We start from the raw sequence: 15,786 nt of genomic DNA on the forward strand, positions 1-15,786 counted from the left end.
GATACAATATAGAAGTATTAAAATTTATGAACCAACAAGAAATTAAACAACTTGAAACCGAGTTATGGGATAGCGCCAACTCGCTTCGTGCTAACTCTAAACTAACCGCAGCCGAATATAAAGATCCGGTGCTTGGTCTTATTCTTTTACGTTATGCACAAAACCGCTACGACCAAGCCAAAGAGCAAATCGAAGCAAGCATTCCTGATGGCCCTCGTGGCAAACGAGCACCCACCAAAGATGACTTTTTAGCCGCTGGCGCAATGATGTTACCGCAAGAGTCTCAATTCGATTATCTGGCAGATTTACCAGAATCAGAGTCACTTGACGAAGCCATCAATAACGCCATGAAGCTCATTGAAGAGGCATATCCAGATTTAGCTGGTGTATTACCTAAAAACTATCAAGAATTCGATGCAGACCTGCTAAGAGAGCTTATTCGAGTATTTAACAAAGACTCGGTTAAGAGAATCAAAGGCGATATTTTCGGGCGAATTTACGAATTCTTCCTAATGAAATTTTCGATGGACGGTGCAGGTGCTCAAGAAGGCGGTGAGTTCTTCACTCCACCATCACTCGTTCAGCTTATCGTAAATATGATAAAGCCTGATCACGGTGTCATTCACGACCCAGCCTGTGGTTCAGGTGGCATGTTCGTACAAACGGGCCACTTTATTGAAGAACTGGCTGAAAAAGAACAGCAAGAGGCATCAGTAAACACAAAAGTGACCTGCTACGGTTCAGAGTTAAAATCAAACAATACCCGTTTAGCCAAAATGAACTTAGCCATTCACGGCATTGAAGGCAAAATCATTGAGAGCAACAGCTTCTACTCAGACCCACATGCGCTAGTTGGCAAGTGTGATTTTGTGATGGCTAACCCACCATTTAACGTGAAAAAAGTCGATAAGAAAAAAGACTACGTTAAAACCGATGTTCGCCTTTTCAAAGACCTCGGTATTCCAAAAGCCGATAACGGCAATTACCTTTGGATCCAGTATTTTTACCATTACCTAAACGAACAAGGCCGTGCAGGTTTTGTTATGCCAAGTTCAGCGACTGACGCTGGCAATACCGAGAAAACTATTCGTCAAAAGCTGATTGAAACAGGGGCTGTTGATTGTATTGTGGCGGTAGGTAATAACTTCTTCTATACCCGTTCATTGCCTTGTCATGTGTGGTTTTTAGACAAAGGTAAAAGAGAAGCGAACAAAGACAAGATCTTAATGATCGACGCTCGTAATACCTTCCGAGTGGTCACCAATACTATTAACGATTACTCACCTGGTCAGTTAACTAACTTTAACGCCATTATGGAGTCGTACCGAGGTGATAGTACTGCAATTTCCTCGGCACAAAACATTCATAACCAAGAAGCAATCAGCCTTGCCAAAGACATTGCGCTTGAAATCAATCAACTGCGCAAAGAGTGTAAAACCATCTTAGCTGCCCCAAATGCCGAAGACGTTAAAGGTGCAGCTTCTAAAGGTATGAGCCCAAACCTTGATTTCAGCTCAATTACCGCAGAGTTAGATGAAAAATTAAGTATTGCAGATGACAGTGACTTTGATGTTTGCCACACGTGGAATGAACGTTTTAACCAGCCGGTTGAAAAGTTATTTGCCTTAGTTGAACAATATCAAGCAGATTCAGAAAAAGCCTTAGCTGACTTTAAAGCACTAACTAAGGAAGATAAGGCAACCAAAGAAAACAAACAACTTAAAAAGCAACTCGATGCCAACAGCAAATTGCTTAAGTCATTAACCGCTGCACTGAATGCGCATAAAGCGCTACTCAAGCAAGAATTAGCCGATTACAAACAACGCATCAAAGATTGGCAATCGCTACGTGAAAATTTCCCTAACGACCAATATCAAGACGTTGAAGGCTTATGCAAAATCGTTAGCCGTGATGAAGTAGAAGAAAACGACGAAAGCTTAACACCAGGAAGATATGTAGGCTTCAAAATCCATATAGATAAAGATTTTGATTACAAAGCAAGAATTACCTCTATAAATAATGAACTTCAAATGTTACATATTGAATCAACTAAGTTAATCGACAGCATTAATGAGGTCGAGTTATGAGCGAGAAATGGGAAAAGGTCGCACTTGGTGATGTAATGACGCTTCAAAGGGGCCATGATTTACCATCGCATAGCCGGGAGCATGGTGAGATACCAATTGTCTCTTCATCTGGTATTACTGATTTTCATAATGAAGCAAAAGCGAACCCTCCGGGCGTAGTAACAGGGCGATATGGCACGATAGGAGAAGTATTTTATATTGACCAACCTTACTGGCCATTAAACACTGCACTTTATGTTAAGGATTTCAAAGGAAACAATGCAAAGTTTATTTCTTACGTTCTTGAAAGTTTAAACTTAAAAGAGATGAATGCTGCTGGAGCTGTTCCTGGAATCAATAGGAATCATCTACATAAATTAAAGTTACTGTTTCCAACATCTCGAACTATACAAGACAGAATCGTTGCCCTCGTATCTTCATACGAAGACCTTATCGAAAACAACCTAAAACGCATCAAGTTGTTAGAAGAAATGGCGCTGATCACTTATGAAGAGTGGTTTGTTCGAATGAAATTTCCCGGCCACGAAATCGCTGCTTTTGATGAGAAAACCGGCCTGCCAGAAGGTTGGTCAACACGAAATCTAGGTCACTATATAGAACATGAAATTGGCGGAGGATGGGGTGAAGAAGAAGCTTCAAAAGAGTTTTCCGAAACAGCCTATGTCATTAGAGGCACTGACTTTAATGGTTTATCTACAGGAAACAGGCAAAATGTTCCGTTAAGATGGCATAAGAAATCAAATCTAGCATCAAGAAAATTAGCTTCTGGAGATATCATCTTTGAAGTGTCTGGCGGTAGTCAAAATGAAGGTGTTGCTAAAACAGTTTTGATGACAGAGGAACTTTTGTCGCTATTTGATGAAGATGTAATGTGTGCAAGCTTTTGTAAGTTAGCAAGACCGAAATCAACGAAAGTTGGACATTATCTTTTCTACTTTCTGCGATTCTTACGGAAGATAAAAGCTTCTGAAGTATTCGAGATTAGAAGTGCAAGTAACATTGTAAATTATAACTGGACAGCATTCTTAAAGTTCCAAGAAGTTAATTTTCCAAGCAACTCGCTTTTAGATGATTTTTATGTCATTAGCGAAAATTCAACTAAGCAAATATCAGTATTAGCAAAGCAAATAAATCTATTGAAAGAAGCTAGAGATATTCTCCTGCCAAGATTAATGACAGGCATGATAGATATCGAGCAAGTGGAACTGCCTGAGGCCATGTTGAAACGGCTAGAAGAACAAGAAGATAAAATGGCAACAGCCGTATAAGTAGAAATAAGAAAGAACAATAACAAGCGCCTGCATTTTAAAAGAAGTGCTTTAAAAATAAGCTAATTAGGCGGATTGAATGGAGTATCAATAAATGAGTTATGACTATTCTGAAGATGGATTGGTAGAAGCGGCCAGTGAAGAGGTGTTGCTCGACTTGCAATGGCAAGTCGAGACCGCTTGGCACAATGAAACCTTGTCTATTCAGGAAGACCGCTGTGACGGTTTGCTTGGCCGTGCCAATAAATCAGAAGTCATACTCGTTCGTTATTTAAAACAGGCGCTGGTTAAGTTAAACCCTGATTTACCAGACACCGCTTATCAAAACGCCATTGACCAAATTACCCAAGTTGAGGCCGACAAAAGCTTAGGGGCGATTAATAAAACCAAGCACGAATTACTGACCAAAGGCGTGCAAGTAAGTTATCAAGACGACAAAGGAAAACTGCAAAAGAAACGCCTTAAAGTATTCAACTTTAACGAACCAACCGATAACCACTTTTTGGCAGTAAGGCAATTTGAAGTCGTCGGCAAGCTTTATAACCGCCGACCTGATATCGTGGGTTTTGTTAATGGTGTTCCATTGGTGTTTTTTGAGCTTAAAGCGCATCACACCGATTTACGTAACGCCTATGAAGATAACCTAACCGATTACAAAGACACCATCCCAGAAGTACTGCACAGCAATGCTTTTATCATTTTAAGTAATGGTACAGATTCACGAGTCGGTACAGTCACTAGCCCTTATAAGTTCTTTTTAGAATGGAAGCGTATTGAAGAAGACGATAAAGGCGAAGTTAGCCTAGATACTATTTTACGAGGCACCTGTGAGAAGCATCGCTTATTAGATTTGTTTGAAAACTTCGTGCTGTTTGATGGCGAAGGTGATGACATCGTAAAAATCATGGCGAAAAACCACCAATTTATTGGTGTAAATAAAGTGGTTGAGCAAGCGAAAAACATTCAAGACTTAAAAGGTAAGCTCGGTGTTTTCTGGCATACCCAAGGGTCAGGTAAATCTTATTCTATGGTATTTATTTGCCAAAAAATCTTACGTAAATTTGGTAAGAGCTATACCTTCTTAATTGTGGTTGACCGTACCGAATTAGAGAACCAGTTATACGATACCTTTACTGGCTGTGGTGCAGTTACCGAAGAAAACGTTAGAGCAAAAAGCCGAGCCCATTTACGTGAACTGTTAAGCGAAAACCACCGTTATGTATTTACGCTTATTCATAAATTCGCCATCGACAAAAAGAAAGAAACCGAATATCCGCTTATTACTGAGCGAGATAACATTATTGTTATCTCCGATGAAGCTCACCGAACTCAAGGTGGCACTTACGCTCAGAACATGCGATTTAAAGCTATTCCAAATGCGTCTTTCTTAGGATGTACTGGCACACCACTGATTGCTGATGAAGTTGAACTGACGAAGAAAATCTTCGGTGGTTATGTTTCTGTCTATGACTTTAAAAAAGCGATGGACGATGGTGCAACGCTGCCACTACGTTATTTAAACCGTGGTGAAAAGCTTGATATTGAAAACCCTGATTTAGATGAGCGTATGGCTGAGATTATCAACAATGAAGATCTAGATACCGATCAAATCGCTAAGTTAAAACGAGAATTTGCCAGAGACTACCCAATTCTCACCTCGGATGATCGCCTAGATAAAATCGCTAAAGATTTGGTGTGGCACTTCAATGACCGTGGATATCAAGGTAAAGCGATGTTTGTTGCCCTTGATAAACCAACTGCTCTTCGTATGTATAACTTGGTGATGGATTATTGGCCTGAGTACATTGAAGAGGTCAAGCAACGCATTGACGACGCTACCGATCAGCAAGAAGAACTAGCGCTTAAAAAACACCTTGCCCGTGTTGAAGAAACCGAAGTTTGCGTGGTGGTAAGTGGCGAACAAAACGAAGTTAAGAAATTTAAAGAGCTTGGTTTAGACATTGAAACCCACCGTAAAAAGATGGTGGAGCGAGATCTTGAAACAGAATTTAAAGATGAAGACAACCCGTTCCGTTTAGCCATTGTTTGTGCCATGTGGATCACTGGTTTTGATGCGCCGTGCGTATCAACAGTTTACCTTGATAAGCCAATTCAAGGTCATACATTGATGCAAACCATTGCTCGTGCTAACCGAGTGTATGACGATGAAAAGGAAAACGGTTTAATTGTTGATTATGGCAATGTGTATACCCAGCTCGAAAAAGCCTATTCCGTTTATGGTGAAGGCGGCAAACCAACTTCGCCAGGCGGTAAAGGTAATGGTGGTGAAGAAAAGCCAACCAACCCAGTAGAAAAGTTAGAGGAAATGGCAGAAGAGCTAAATGCAGCGATTCTTGCCGTTGCCAACTTCCTATCCGAAGTGGACTTTAACCTTGATGATTTAGTAAATGCCAAAACTGCAATGGAACGTTTAGCATCACTTGGCAAAGCCGCTAATGCAGTCAGCCTAAATGAAACCACACGTACCCAATTTGAAGTGGCAGCTCGTGATGTTATGCGCAAATACAAAGCGCTATACCCAGAAGAAATAGTTAAACAATTTATTCCTCGCTACAACGCAATCGAAGCGATATACAGCCAACTTAATCAAAAAACTAAGTCTGCTGACATTTCATCTGTCATGCGTAAACTTCAGCAAGAAGTCAGCATGAGCGTTAGCACCATCAAAAATGAAGTCAGAGAAGACGACTATGTTGATCTAGGCAATTTAGACTTTGATAAGTTAAGACAAGCCTTCGCCAAATCTGAACAGAAAAATGCCGTGGTATTCGACCTGCAAGAAGCCATTGAAAAACAGCTTGAAAAGATGGTGCGAGAAAATCCAATTCGCCTAGAATTTTACGAAAAATACAAACGTATTATTGATGAATACAACGCAGGCAAAGACATTCAAACAGTGCAAAAAGCATTTGATGACCTAAATGACTTTATGCAAAACGACTTAAGCCCTGAGCAAGAAAGAGCTATGCGTGAAGGCTTAGATGAAGAAACATTGGCTATTTACGATTTATTGAAAAAGCCTTCGCTAACCAAAGCTGAAGAAAAAGACGTTAAAAAAGTAGCAAAAGAGACGCTTGAAAAGCTCAAGGCTGAGAAGCTTAAAGTTGAACGCTGGCGTGAAAGCACACAGGTTAGTTCACAAGTAAAAACCATGATCAAAGATAGCTTAGAGTGGCTTCCACAAACGCCTTATCCTGATGATGAATTAGCAGACCTAAACCTTGTCGTTTATCAGCACGTTTATGCCAATTATCAAGGCGCTGGTAACAGTACTTATGGTCAGTTTTAGAGATTTATAAATGGAATTAACATTTAAAAAAATTAAGCACAAAGCGTATCCTCCACAAACAGGTAGATTGATAGCGTTCCTGTGTGAAGATAATTGGGATGATTACTCATTTAAAACAAGCTTTTCACTAATCGTATTCGATGAAAATGGAGCTAGGCATGAAATCGGTAACTTAAAGCTCGGTATCGTAGGGTTAGAGCCTGGATGGGCTTCTGAGAAGCTTCCTGATTCGTTTAGTGCCCTGAATGACCGTGCATTTACGTTAGGCCAGGACGAAGAGTACTACAAAAAAATACGAAGCTTATTAAGCGAAGAGTTGGGCAACCAGCTCTTGGTTAAGCTTAAAGATGTAGCATATTTAAATGCCAGCTTTGATATTGCCGTTGACGAGGATGTTTTTAAAACGTCACTTCTGCGCTCAGTAAGTACCACTGTTATTCATGGGCAATTCTCTAGAATTATTAAAGGGAAAGCACCGTTATCTGAATTCGACTTTTCATATAAAAAAGTTCAAACAGATAAAAGTGCCCAAATAGACATAAGTTTCAAAGTAACACCTGGTTCTTTGCCTTCTAGCAATATACACGTGTTGATTGGTCGCAATGGTGTTGGTAAGACAACTTTACTAAACAATATTGTGAAAGCAGTTATTGATGATTCAGCCGCTAAAGAAGAAGTTGGCGTGATGCTCTGCAAACAAAATGTTTGGCAAGAGACAAAACTCCCTAAAGATTATTTCAGTAGTATATCTTCGGTTTCTTTCAGTGCATTTGACCCGTTTATTCCTCCTAAAGACAGAGCAGACAGGTCATTAGGAACTTGTTACTTCTATATTGGGTTAAAGAAAAATAGTGACCCCAATTCAAATGAGCTGAAAGGCGATGAAGCAATTAGAGCAGACTTTGTTAACAGTCTAGCTGTTTGTTTTTCTTTAAAAGCTAAGAAGCAACGATGGTTACGAGCCATTAAAACGCTAGAGTCTGACATTAATTTTGCTGAAATGGATCTCACTCGGTTAGGTGGCTTAGAAAAAGCCAGTGAAGTAAAAAAATCAGCGTTAAAATTGGTTAGCCTGATGAGCTCAGGGCATACTATTGTTTTACTTACTTTAACCAAACTAATTGAAACAATAGAAGAAAAAACTCTTGTGTTGATTGATGAACCCGAGAGTCACTTGCACCCACCATTACTTTCAGCATTTACAAGAGCGCTATCTAACCTACTTGTAGATAGAAATGCTGTTGCCATTATAGCCACCCACTCCCCAGTAATATTACAAGAAGTACCTAAAAGCTGCGTATGGAAGTTAGAGAGAACAAGAAATGAAGGAGTATCTTTCAGGCCGGAAAATGAAACTTTTGGTGAAAATGTGGGTGTGCTAACTCGTGAAGTTTTTGGCTTGGAGGTAACTAAATCTGGATTTCATGCCCTGTTAGCCGAATTAGTGAATGATGGCAAAAGCTTCGATGAGATTATGAATCTTTATGGCGGACAGTTAGGTTACGAAGGTCAAGCAATTTTAAGAGCATTAATTGCAAATAGAGAGGCCGGTTAATATGCGAGCACTTGTGTCGCCACAATGTACTTATGCTGATGTACTAAATACTTGTGTTAATAGCATTAGCTGTGCAACTCTTACGCAGCGTATCAATGCTATCACCACGCAATTGAACAACGCAGCCCAGGACTTTGATACAAAAGCAGTAACTGCTGACCTCTTTCAAATTCAACCTTTTTTTGGAGCAGATACAGATAATGTTGTCGGTCAGGTAACAAAAAAAGAACTTAAAGGGCTTTATACATATCACCTAGTCCCCGCTAAAAAGCCAGCTAGGCAGTATTATGATCAAATAATGATGCAGGCTCCCTTGCGAATTTGTCCATTTTGCGGTTTTGGACAAGTTACAACGCTAGATCACTATTTGCCTAAAGCCAAGTTTCCACTACTATCAATACTTCCTAAAAATCTAGTTCCTAGTTGTGCCGATTGTAATAAAGGTAAAAGTGCAGGAATAGCAACATCGAAGAATGAACAGTGCTTACATCCTTATTTTGATCAAGGCCACTTTATAAATGACCAATGGTTATTTGCTGAAGTTATCCATTCAAGTCCTGCAACAATCAGCTACTTTGTTCAAGCACCAGGTCATTGGAATGCTTCCGATCAAGCTAGAGTAAATAGTCATTTTGATGACTTTAAGCTCGCTAATCGTTTTAGTATTCAAGCAGGAGATGAAATATCTAACTTACGAGGTGAGTTAGATATAGATTTTCAAATAAGTCAGCAAGCAGGTGTAGAGCAAGCTCTACGGAAAAAATATGCAGGTGCATCGCTACAACATACAAACAGTTGGAAAACAGCGATGTATCAAGCATTAGCTGCTAGCGCTTGGTATTGCAGTGGTGGATTTAAGTAATTAATCTTAAAATACTGATAGCTAGCAAATTTAAAGCCTCTCTCCGCTCTTCCAAATAATCATACTGGTCATATATCCCTTCTACACCCTTTAACTTGTGATTCAAGCATCTCTCGGCCACATGGCCGGGAGTGCCTTGTTTTGCCAGTAGTGTACGGCAAGTACGGCGTAGGTCATGCACGGTGAAGGGTGGCATGTCGCCCATCAAATTAGGCGGTTGTTTCTTCTTACCTGCTTCATGACCAAATAGCTTTGTAATTGCTCTGTTGAGTGTATCAGGGCCCATATGAGGGCGTTTACTGGCTCGTCGATTAGGGAATACATAGTCGGAACCAAAGCCTCTTAATTTTAACTCATCAAGCCACTTTAAAACTTCTGGTGCTAATGGAATAGTGAAGCCGACATTGGTTTTACTACGCTCCTTTGGCAAGTGCCATAAGCCTTCCTCAAGACTAAATTCTTCCCATTTCGCTTCACACAACTCGGATTTGCGTGTGCCTAAACACACCAATAATGCACAGGCCAGATAGTTATCAGGGCCAAAGCTGGTGATATTCTCTCTGGCAACACGGAAAAATACAGTTAGCTCTTCCTCGCTTAACGCACGGTCTTTGCTTTGTTCTATGCCACCAGCGTCCCTAACAGTGAACGCAGAGGCGGGGTTGCCTTGTAGAAGGTCCAACTTCATCCCGTGATTAAAAAGCTGCTTACAGTGGCCTAGAGCGTCATTGGCGATGGTCGGTCGGCCGGAATCATTGATCGCTGTGATGGCGGTGCGAATATCACGAGCGGTAATTTTATCGAGTGGTATTTCACCGATATGTGGGGCGATATCTTTGGTGTAAACACGTTTGGGGATATTCGGGTGTTTAAGGCGCTTAACTAAGGTTGGGTACCAATCTTCAAAAAGGTCGTTAACGGTCTTGATGCTTTCTTGTTCTGCGCGTTTACGTTGTAAGAGGGGATCAAAGCCTTCCCGGACTTGCTTCATCTTAGTGGCAGCTTCGAGACGGGCGTTAGCTAAAGAGAGGTCTTTAACCTTTCCCAGTGTCATTTCACGGCGCTTCTTATTAGAGGTAAAGCGTAGCATCCAGCTAGCGGTGCCGGACGCGGGAACCACAAGGTACAAGCCCTCACCATCAGCGTGGCGTTGTGTTTTATCGCCACCAGCCTTAATGAGCGCTTTTACTTTATTAGTATTCAACTTACCCATAACCCACCTCTAACTCGTGCATGATCTCGGTGAGAATTTTTTACCCACCACTTATCTTTGTGGTAAGTCTATCATACCCACCACATTAACCACCACTTGGTGGTGGTTAATGGTATATTAAAGAATACGATGGTGGAAAAACATTCAAGGTAAATTGTTGTATTTTAGTTGTTTGAATGCAATAAAATACAATAGTGACTACTATTCAATATTCTGGATCTGCTCGCGCATTTGCTCAATCAATACCTTGCATTCCACTGCGGCGTTGGTGATTTCTGCGTTAATGGATTTAGAGGCAAGGGTATTGGCTTCGCGGTTAAACTCTTGCATCATAAAGTCGAGGCGTCGGCCCACTGCGCCGCCTTTTTTCAGAATGTTACGGCTTTCTGAAATGTGCGAGTCAAGGCGATCTAGCTCTTCAGCTACGTCCACTTTTTGTGCCAGCATTACGATTTCTTGCTCAAGGCGAGTCGGGTCAAGCTCTACTTTGGCTTCTTCTAAGCGGTTGTTTAAGCGCTCGCGCTGCCAGGTCATCACTTCAGGCATTTTACTGCGTACAAATGCTGCTTGCTCTGAAATGCCATCAAGGCGCTGCTCAATAAATACTTTCAAGTTACTGCCCTCGCTGGCGCGAGCGTCAATAAAGTCGGTTAGGGTTTCGTCTAATCCGGCAAGCAACTGTTTTGAGATGGCGTCAACGTCTTGCTCTGGGGTTTCCATCACACCCGGCCAACGTAATACGTCAACGGGGTTAAGTTGGCCGCGGCCGCCTTCTTCCATGACCCATTGCGCGTGGTCAATCAGTTGCTTGGCAAGGGCTTGGTTAATTTGCAGCTCGGCGTTGTTGTTTTGACCCGCTTCAAAGCGCAAGTTCACTTCCAGCTTACCGCGTTGCAGTCGTTTACGTAGTTTGTCGCGAATGACGGGCTCTAATCCACGAAATTGCTCGGGGGCTCGAATGTAAGTTTCAAGGTATCTTTGGTTTACCGAGCGGATTTCCCATACCGCGCTGCCCCAGTCGCCCTTAAATTGTTTGCGGGCGTAAGCTGTCATACTGTGGATCATAAGCATCTCTTGTTAATGTCAGTGGCAGAATTATAAAAGTAAACCCCACTAACGCAAAGCATTGTGATCAATATTCCTAACGCTATGAAATTAAATGGGCTTGTTGCCTTAAAATGCGATAAACAGGGTTAAAGCTGGATCGCGCTGGCTTTGTGCTTATAATATGACGCAGTTTTTACTCCACTATCAGGTATCTATTTATGCGTCCAAATGGCAGAACGCCCCAACAGGTTCGTCCCGTTAAAATCACTCGTCAATACACCCTACATGCTGAAGGCTCGGTATTAGTGGAGTTTGGAAATACTAAAGTATTGTGTACGGCGAGCGTTGACGAGTCTGTGCCTCGCTTCCTTAAAGGCCAAGGCAAAGGTTGGATCACCGCCGAATACGGCATGTTGCCGCGCGCAACTCACACCCGTAACAACCGTGAAGCGGCCCGTGGTAAACAAAGTGGCCGTACTATGGAAATCTCACGTTTGATTGCACGTGCGCTACGCGCAGCGGTGGATTTGACGGCGTTAGGCGAAAACACCATCACGATTGATTGTGATGTATTGCAAGCTGACGGTGGCACTCGCACAGCGGCTATCACTGGTGGCTGTGTGGCTTTGGTTGACGCGATTAACTTCTTGGTAGCAAAAGGCGCGTTAAAAGCTAGCCCTCTAAAACACATGATTGCCGCGGTATCTGTGGGCATCGTTGATGGCCAACCGCTATGTGATTTGGAATACGTGGAAGACTCAGCAGCAGACACTGACATGAACGTTGTTATGACAGAGTGTGGCAAAATGATTGAAGTGCAAGGCACGGCAGAAGAAGCGCCATTTAGCCATGAAGAGTTGTTAGCCATGCTTGAGCTAGCAAAAGCTGGCATTGACGATTTAGTCACCGCACAAAAAGCCGCACTAGCAGAATAAGAGGTTAAGATGAAAGATTATCAACGCGAGTTTATTGAATTTGCTCTTGGCAAACAGGTATTAAAGTTTGGTGAGTTTACCTTAAAGTCTGGCCGCACTAGCCCTTACTTCTTCAACGCGGGTTTGTTTAATAGCGGTGGTGACTTAGCTAAATTAGGCCGTTTTTATGCTGCAGCGCTGCAAGATTCTGGCATCGATTACGACGTTTTGTTTGGCCCAGCTTATAAAGGCATTCCTATTGCGACTACTACCGCAGTGGCACTGTTTGATGGTTACCAAGTAGACACACCTTATTGCTTTAACCGCAAAGAGAAAAAAGACCACGGCGAAGGTGGCACGCTGGTGGGTGCTGAACTGGCGGGTAACATTATGCTAGTGGATGACGTGATCACCGCGGGCACCGCGATCCGTGAGTCGATGGACATCATTCAAGCGTGTGGCGCCTCACTGGCGGGCGTATTGATTGCTTTAGATCGCCAAGAAAAAGGCAAAGGTGAATTGTCGGCCATTCAAGAAGTAGAGCGCGATTACAATGCTCAAGTAACTTCAATCATCAAGCTAGCAGACTTAATCAGCTACCTTGAAGAAAAGCCTGAAATGGCAGAGCATCTGGCATCTGTGAAAGCTTACCGCGAGCAATACGGCATTTAATAGCTTGTGCGCTAACAACCATGATAAGGGAGGCGATAAGCCTCCCTTTTTTGTGACTGCACAAGCGGTTTTAGAGTGACGAAAAGCCTGCGCTTATGGCGTATTTCATTACTTTGCCATCAACTGAGCGAGCTCTAATTGCAACGTGCAGGGAATGAGGTCAGTCATAGCGGCAGTGGAGTGATGAACATACAAAAGGCCATACATAATGCTGTCTTTTTCGCTGCTAGGGCTCCCACTTAACAAGGTTAACGACTGCCTAAAGTCCGTTTCGGCCTGCTTGGTTTTGCTTAGCTCTGCGGCAACCTCACTCAGAGGCGTTAATCGTTTACGCTTGGCGGCGGGCAAAGCCTGATGGCACTGCTCTAGCAAACGATAGTTATTTTGATAAGACGCCACGTGTGCGTCTAATAACGTCTTTTGAATGGCTCTGAGCTGGGGCTGTTGCTTACCAGGCTGAGACTCAGCCAGCTCAGGATCAAGCTGAGCAATCGGCTTCACACTGGCTTTAAACGCTTGGTCAGCTTGTTTAAATGCTTGTATAAGTTGAGCCATATCTGTTTCAGCTTGGCTCGGCGTAGCAAATAGGGCAAAGCTTATTAAGCCCAATACCTTGATGAGTTTCATACTTATTCCCTGTGCTCACAGTTAATTTCCTTTGCACATTTTATGGTAACAAACACTGTGATACAAAAGCCTTCTGTTCTGGTTATTGAATTCCCATTAATAGACAAGGAAGAAGAATGTTAGATGTTAGACCTTTTTTAGTGATTAACTTTTGCGATGCGATCACCAGTGATTATCTCAGTGCATTTGAGTCTCGCATCGGCGCCGTTTTGCCTGATGCCTATAAGGATTTTTTGCTGCGCTTTGGCGCGGCTTGTGTGTGGCCATCTAATGTTCCCCTTACCGATCCTAATGGCAACGCGTTTAGTGATAAGCCTTATGAATCCGGAGAGGTCGACTTAGGTGTGTTCTACGCCGCTTCATTTCGTGAAACGGGAAAACCAGCCAATGGTTTGCGAGATCGCAACTCACTTAACGAGCAATACCAAGAATATACCTTAGATTATGGCCTTGACCCTGATTACATTCCCATTGCCGACGGCCATGCCAACAACATCTTTTTAATGAAGGTAAAAGGCGAAGGCGCGGGCGGCATTTATTACTGGCTTAATAAACGCTACTGCTTATTGGCCCACAGTTTCGAAGACTTTTTAGGTAAAATTCCATACGTCAAAGAGCCGACTTTAGAGGAGTATTTAGAGTCTGTGAAAGACGTTATTCGCAATGAAAAAGACTATGAATGGCGCAGAAATAACTTCTTTAAACAAAGGAAGAAAACTCGAGAAACATACCAAGTTAAAGAACAAGGCGAGCCTTAACCACTGGCTTCATAATGATAAGAAACAGGGAAAGTCATGTACGATTATTCTAAATTTGAAATCACCAGTTATTGTCATGTGATTGACCAAGGTTACTTACAAGGCTTTGAACAGCGTATTGGTGCTCAATTGCCTGAGTCATATAAAGCGTTTTTATTAAGGTTTGGGGCATGTTATTTAACTTCAGCAAAAATCAACTTAGTTGCTCCTGACGGTCAAGTTTTTAGTGACGCGCCTTATGAGTATGGCGAAGTGGAAGTTGGCGTGTTTTATGCTGCCTCATTTCGAGAAACAGGTAGACCTGACAACGGTCTAATCGATCGCGATTCTTTGAACGAGCAATATGAAGAATATACCTTAGATTATGGTCTTGACCCTGACTATATTCCCATTGCTGACGGCCATGCCAACAATATCTTTTTAATGAAGGTAAAAGGCGAAGGCGTGGGTAGCGTTTATTATTGGCTTAATAAACGCTACTGCTTATTGGCCCACAGTTTTGAAGCGTTTTTAGATAAGCTCCCATTTGTAAAAATTCAGACTCTAGAAGAGTATTTAGACTCAGTTAGCCACCTGATTGATGGAGATCTTAAGAAGTTGGAGCGAAGAAAAACCAACTGGTTATTCCAACAGCAATCGAGTAGAGATAGATATCAAATAAAAGAACAAGGCGAGCCTTAACCGCTGGCTTCATAATGAAAAGAGACAAGGAAGAAGAATGTTAGATGTTAGACCTTTCAGAGTGACTAATTTATGTGATGTGATCACAAGTGATTATCTCAGTGCATTTGAATCTCGCATCGGCGCCGTTTTGCCTGATGCCTATAAGGCTTTTTTACTGCGCTTTGGCGCGGCTTGTGTGTGGCCATCTAATGTTCCCCTTACCGATCCTAATGGCAACGCGTTTAGTGATAAGCCTTATGAATCCGGAGAGGTCGACTTAGGTGTGTTCTACGCCGCTTCATTTCGTGAAACGGGCAAACCTTCTAATGGATTATTAGACCGCGACTCGCTCAACGAGCAATACCAAGAATATACCTTAGATTATGGCCTTGATCCTGACTATATTCCCATTGCTGACGGCCATGCCAACAACATCTTTTTAATGAAGGTAAAAGGCGAAGGCGCGGGCGGCATTTATTACTGGCTTAATAAACGCTACTGCTTATTGGCCCACAGTTTCGAAGACTTTTTAGCGAAAATTCCGTACGAAAAAGAGCAGACCTTTGAAGAATATATGGTAGAGCTGGAAGAGTTTGCCAAAGGTGATGAGAAAATGATTACGCGCAGAAAGGAGCGCTGGCTTAAGCAGCGTAAACAAACGCGTGAGGATTACCAAGTTAAAGAACAAGGCGAGCCTTAACCAACTTTAACCTCGGGTTGTGAGTATCGTTTTCTTGAACGCAAGTGCCGCGATTATCTCGCTGCACTTTCGTTAGCTTCCTTTCTATCTTCGTTAACTTCCTTTCTATC

Annotated in this window: 13 protein-coding genes; 10 read left to right on the forward strand and 3 right to left on the reverse strand. The window is 42.3% G+C overall.

Annotated elements, in window-relative coordinates; genetic code table 11:
* Positions 1 to 26: 26 nt before the first annotated feature.
* From D1Z90_RS03705 to D1Z90_RS03725, 5 genes are all read left to right on the forward strand, one after another.
* Positions 27 to 2,087, forward strand: a complete 2,061-nt coding sequence (locus D1Z90_RS03705) for an HsdM family class I SAM-dependent methyltransferase (protein ID WP_119909388.1) — start codon at positions 27 to 29, stop codon at positions 2,085 to 2,087.
* Complete coding sequence (locus D1Z90_RS03710; RefSeq protein ID WP_119909389.1) at positions 2,084 to 3,355, forward strand: restriction endonuclease subunit S; 1,272 nt, start codon at positions 2,084 to 2,086, stop codon at positions 3,353 to 3,355. Before D1Z90_RS03705 ends, D1Z90_RS03710 begins: the two co-directional genes overlap by 4 nt.
* Before the next feature lie 94 nt (positions 3,356 to 3,449).
* Positions 3,450 to 6,665, forward strand: coding sequence for a type I restriction endonuclease subunit R (locus D1Z90_RS03715; RefSeq protein ID WP_119909390.1), 3,216 nt, complete (start codon positions 3,450 to 3,452; stop codon positions 6,663 to 6,665).
* 10 nt (positions 6,666 to 6,675) lie between these two features.
* Positions 6,676 to 8,220 carry an AAA family ATPase gene (locus tag D1Z90_RS03720; RefSeq protein WP_119909391.1) on the forward strand — a complete coding sequence of 515 codons (1,545 nt, stop codon included), beginning with the start codon at positions 6,676 to 6,678 and terminating at the stop codon, positions 8,218 to 8,220.
* A 1-nt stretch (position 8,221) separates the two neighbouring features.
* Positions 8,222 to 9,082: an HNH endonuclease gene (locus D1Z90_RS03725; protein WP_119909392.1), complete on the forward strand. Its 861-nt coding sequence runs from the start codon at positions 8,222 to 8,224 to the stop codon at positions 9,080 to 9,082.
* Here D1Z90_RS03725 and D1Z90_RS03730 read toward each other — a convergent pair.
* Positions 9,075 to 10,295: a tyrosine-type recombinase/integrase gene (locus D1Z90_RS03730; RefSeq protein WP_119909393.1), complete on the reverse strand. Its 1,221-nt coding sequence runs from the start codon at positions 10,293 to 10,295 to the stop codon at positions 9,075 to 9,077. The genes D1Z90_RS03725 and D1Z90_RS03730 overlap by 8 nt on opposite strands.
* A gap of 201 nt (positions 10,296 to 10,496) precedes the next feature.
* Positions 10,497 to 11,360 (reverse strand): YicC/YloC family endoribonuclease, encoded by an 864-nt coding sequence (locus D1Z90_RS03735; RefSeq protein WP_119909394.1) that lies wholly within the window; start codon positions 11,358 to 11,360, stop codon positions 10,497 to 10,499.
* Positions 11,361 to 11,560: 200 nt separating this feature from the next.
* Between D1Z90_RS03735 and rph the strand changes: the two genes are divergently transcribed.
* Both rph and pyrE read left to right on the forward strand, forming a co-directional pair.
* Positions 11,561 to 12,277, forward strand: a complete 717-nt coding sequence (rph, locus tag D1Z90_RS03740; RefSeq protein WP_119909395.1) for a ribonuclease PH — start codon at positions 11,561 to 11,563, stop codon at positions 12,275 to 12,277.
* A gap of 9 nt (positions 12,278 to 12,286) precedes the next feature.
* Positions 12,287 to 12,928, forward strand: a complete 642-nt coding sequence (gene pyrE, locus D1Z90_RS03745; protein WP_119909396.1) for an orotate phosphoribosyltransferase — start codon at positions 12,287 to 12,289, stop codon at positions 12,926 to 12,928.
* 108 nt (positions 12,929 to 13,036) lie between these two features.
* Here pyrE and D1Z90_RS03750 read toward each other — a convergent pair whose 3' ends face one another.
* Positions 13,037 to 13,555, reverse strand: coding sequence for a hypothetical protein (locus D1Z90_RS03750; protein WP_119909397.1), 519 nt, complete (start codon positions 13,553 to 13,555; stop codon positions 13,037 to 13,039).
* Positions 13,556 to 13,671: 116 nt separating this feature from the next.
* Between D1Z90_RS03750 and D1Z90_RS03755 the strand changes: the two genes are divergently transcribed.
* From D1Z90_RS03755 to D1Z90_RS03765, 3 genes are read left to right on the forward strand one after another with little or no spacing between them, the layout of a single operon-like run.
* Positions 13,672 to 14,313: an SMI1/KNR4 family protein gene (locus D1Z90_RS03755; RefSeq protein ID WP_119909398.1), complete on the forward strand. Its 642-nt coding sequence runs from the start codon at positions 13,672 to 13,674 to the stop codon at positions 14,311 to 14,313.
* Between the two features lie 36 nt (positions 14,314 to 14,349).
* Positions 14,350 to 14,994 carry an SMI1/KNR4 family protein gene (locus D1Z90_RS03760; protein WP_119909399.1) on the forward strand — a complete coding sequence of 215 codons (645 nt, stop codon included), beginning with the start codon at positions 14,350 to 14,352 and terminating at the stop codon, positions 14,992 to 14,994.
* Positions 14,995 to 15,031: 37 nt separating this feature from the next.
* On the forward strand, positions 15,032 to 15,676 hold the full coding sequence (locus tag D1Z90_RS03765; RefSeq protein WP_119909400.1) for an SMI1/KNR4 family protein: 645 nt from the start codon (positions 15,032 to 15,034) through the stop codon (positions 15,674 to 15,676).
* Positions 15,677 to 15,786 lie beyond the last annotated feature (110 nt).

It is taken from the genome of Motilimonas pumila, from assembly GCF_003596335.1.
Taxonomy (GTDB): Bacteria; Pseudomonadota; Gammaproteobacteria; order Enterobacterales; family CBDFNC01; genus Motilimonas; species Motilimonas pumila.

Bases quoted from the DNA above. Each gene is read 5' to 3' on its own strand.
- D1Z90_RS03705 (WP_119909388.1), top strand. From the start codon at position 27: ATGAACCAACAAGAAATTAAACAACTTGAAACCGAGTTATGGGATAGC.
- D1Z90_RS03710 (WP_119909389.1), top strand. From the start codon at position 2,084: ATGAGCGAGAAATGGGAAAAGGTCGCACTTGGTGATGTAATGACGCTT.
- D1Z90_RS03715 (WP_119909390.1), top strand. From the start codon at position 3,450: ATGAGTTATGACTATTCTGAAGATGGATTGGTAGAAGCGGCCAGTGAA.
- D1Z90_RS03720 (WP_119909391.1), top strand. From the start codon at position 6,676: ATGGAATTAACATTTAAAAAAATTAAGCACAAAGCGTATCCTCCACAA.
- D1Z90_RS03725 (WP_119909392.1), top strand. From the start codon at position 8,222: ATGCGAGCACTTGTGTCGCCACAATGTACTTATGCTGATGTACTAAAT.
- D1Z90_RS03730 (WP_119909393.1), bottom strand. From the start codon at position 10,295: ATGGGTAAGTTGAATACTAATAAAGTAAAAGCGCTCATTAAGGCTGGT.
- D1Z90_RS03735 (WP_119909394.1), bottom strand. From the start codon at position 11,360: ATGATCCACAGTATGACAGCTTACGCCCGCAAACAATTTAAGGGCGAC.
- rph (WP_119909395.1), top strand. From the start codon at position 11,561: ATGCGTCCAAATGGCAGAACGCCCCAACAGGTTCGTCCCGTTAAAATC.
- pyrE (WP_119909396.1), top strand. From the start codon at position 12,287: ATGAAAGATTATCAACGCGAGTTTATTGAATTTGCTCTTGGCAAACAG.
- D1Z90_RS03750 (WP_119909397.1), bottom strand. From the start codon at position 13,555: ATGAAACTCATCAAGGTATTGGGCTTAATAAGCTTTGCCCTATTTGCT.
- D1Z90_RS03755 (WP_119909398.1), top strand. From the start codon at position 13,672: ATGTTAGATGTTAGACCTTTTTTAGTGATTAACTTTTGCGATGCGATC.
- D1Z90_RS03760 (WP_119909399.1), top strand. From the start codon at position 14,350: ATGTACGATTATTCTAAATTTGAAATCACCAGTTATTGTCATGTGATT.
- D1Z90_RS03765 (WP_119909400.1), top strand. From the start codon at position 15,032: ATGTTAGATGTTAGACCTTTCAGAGTGACTAATTTATGTGATGTGATC.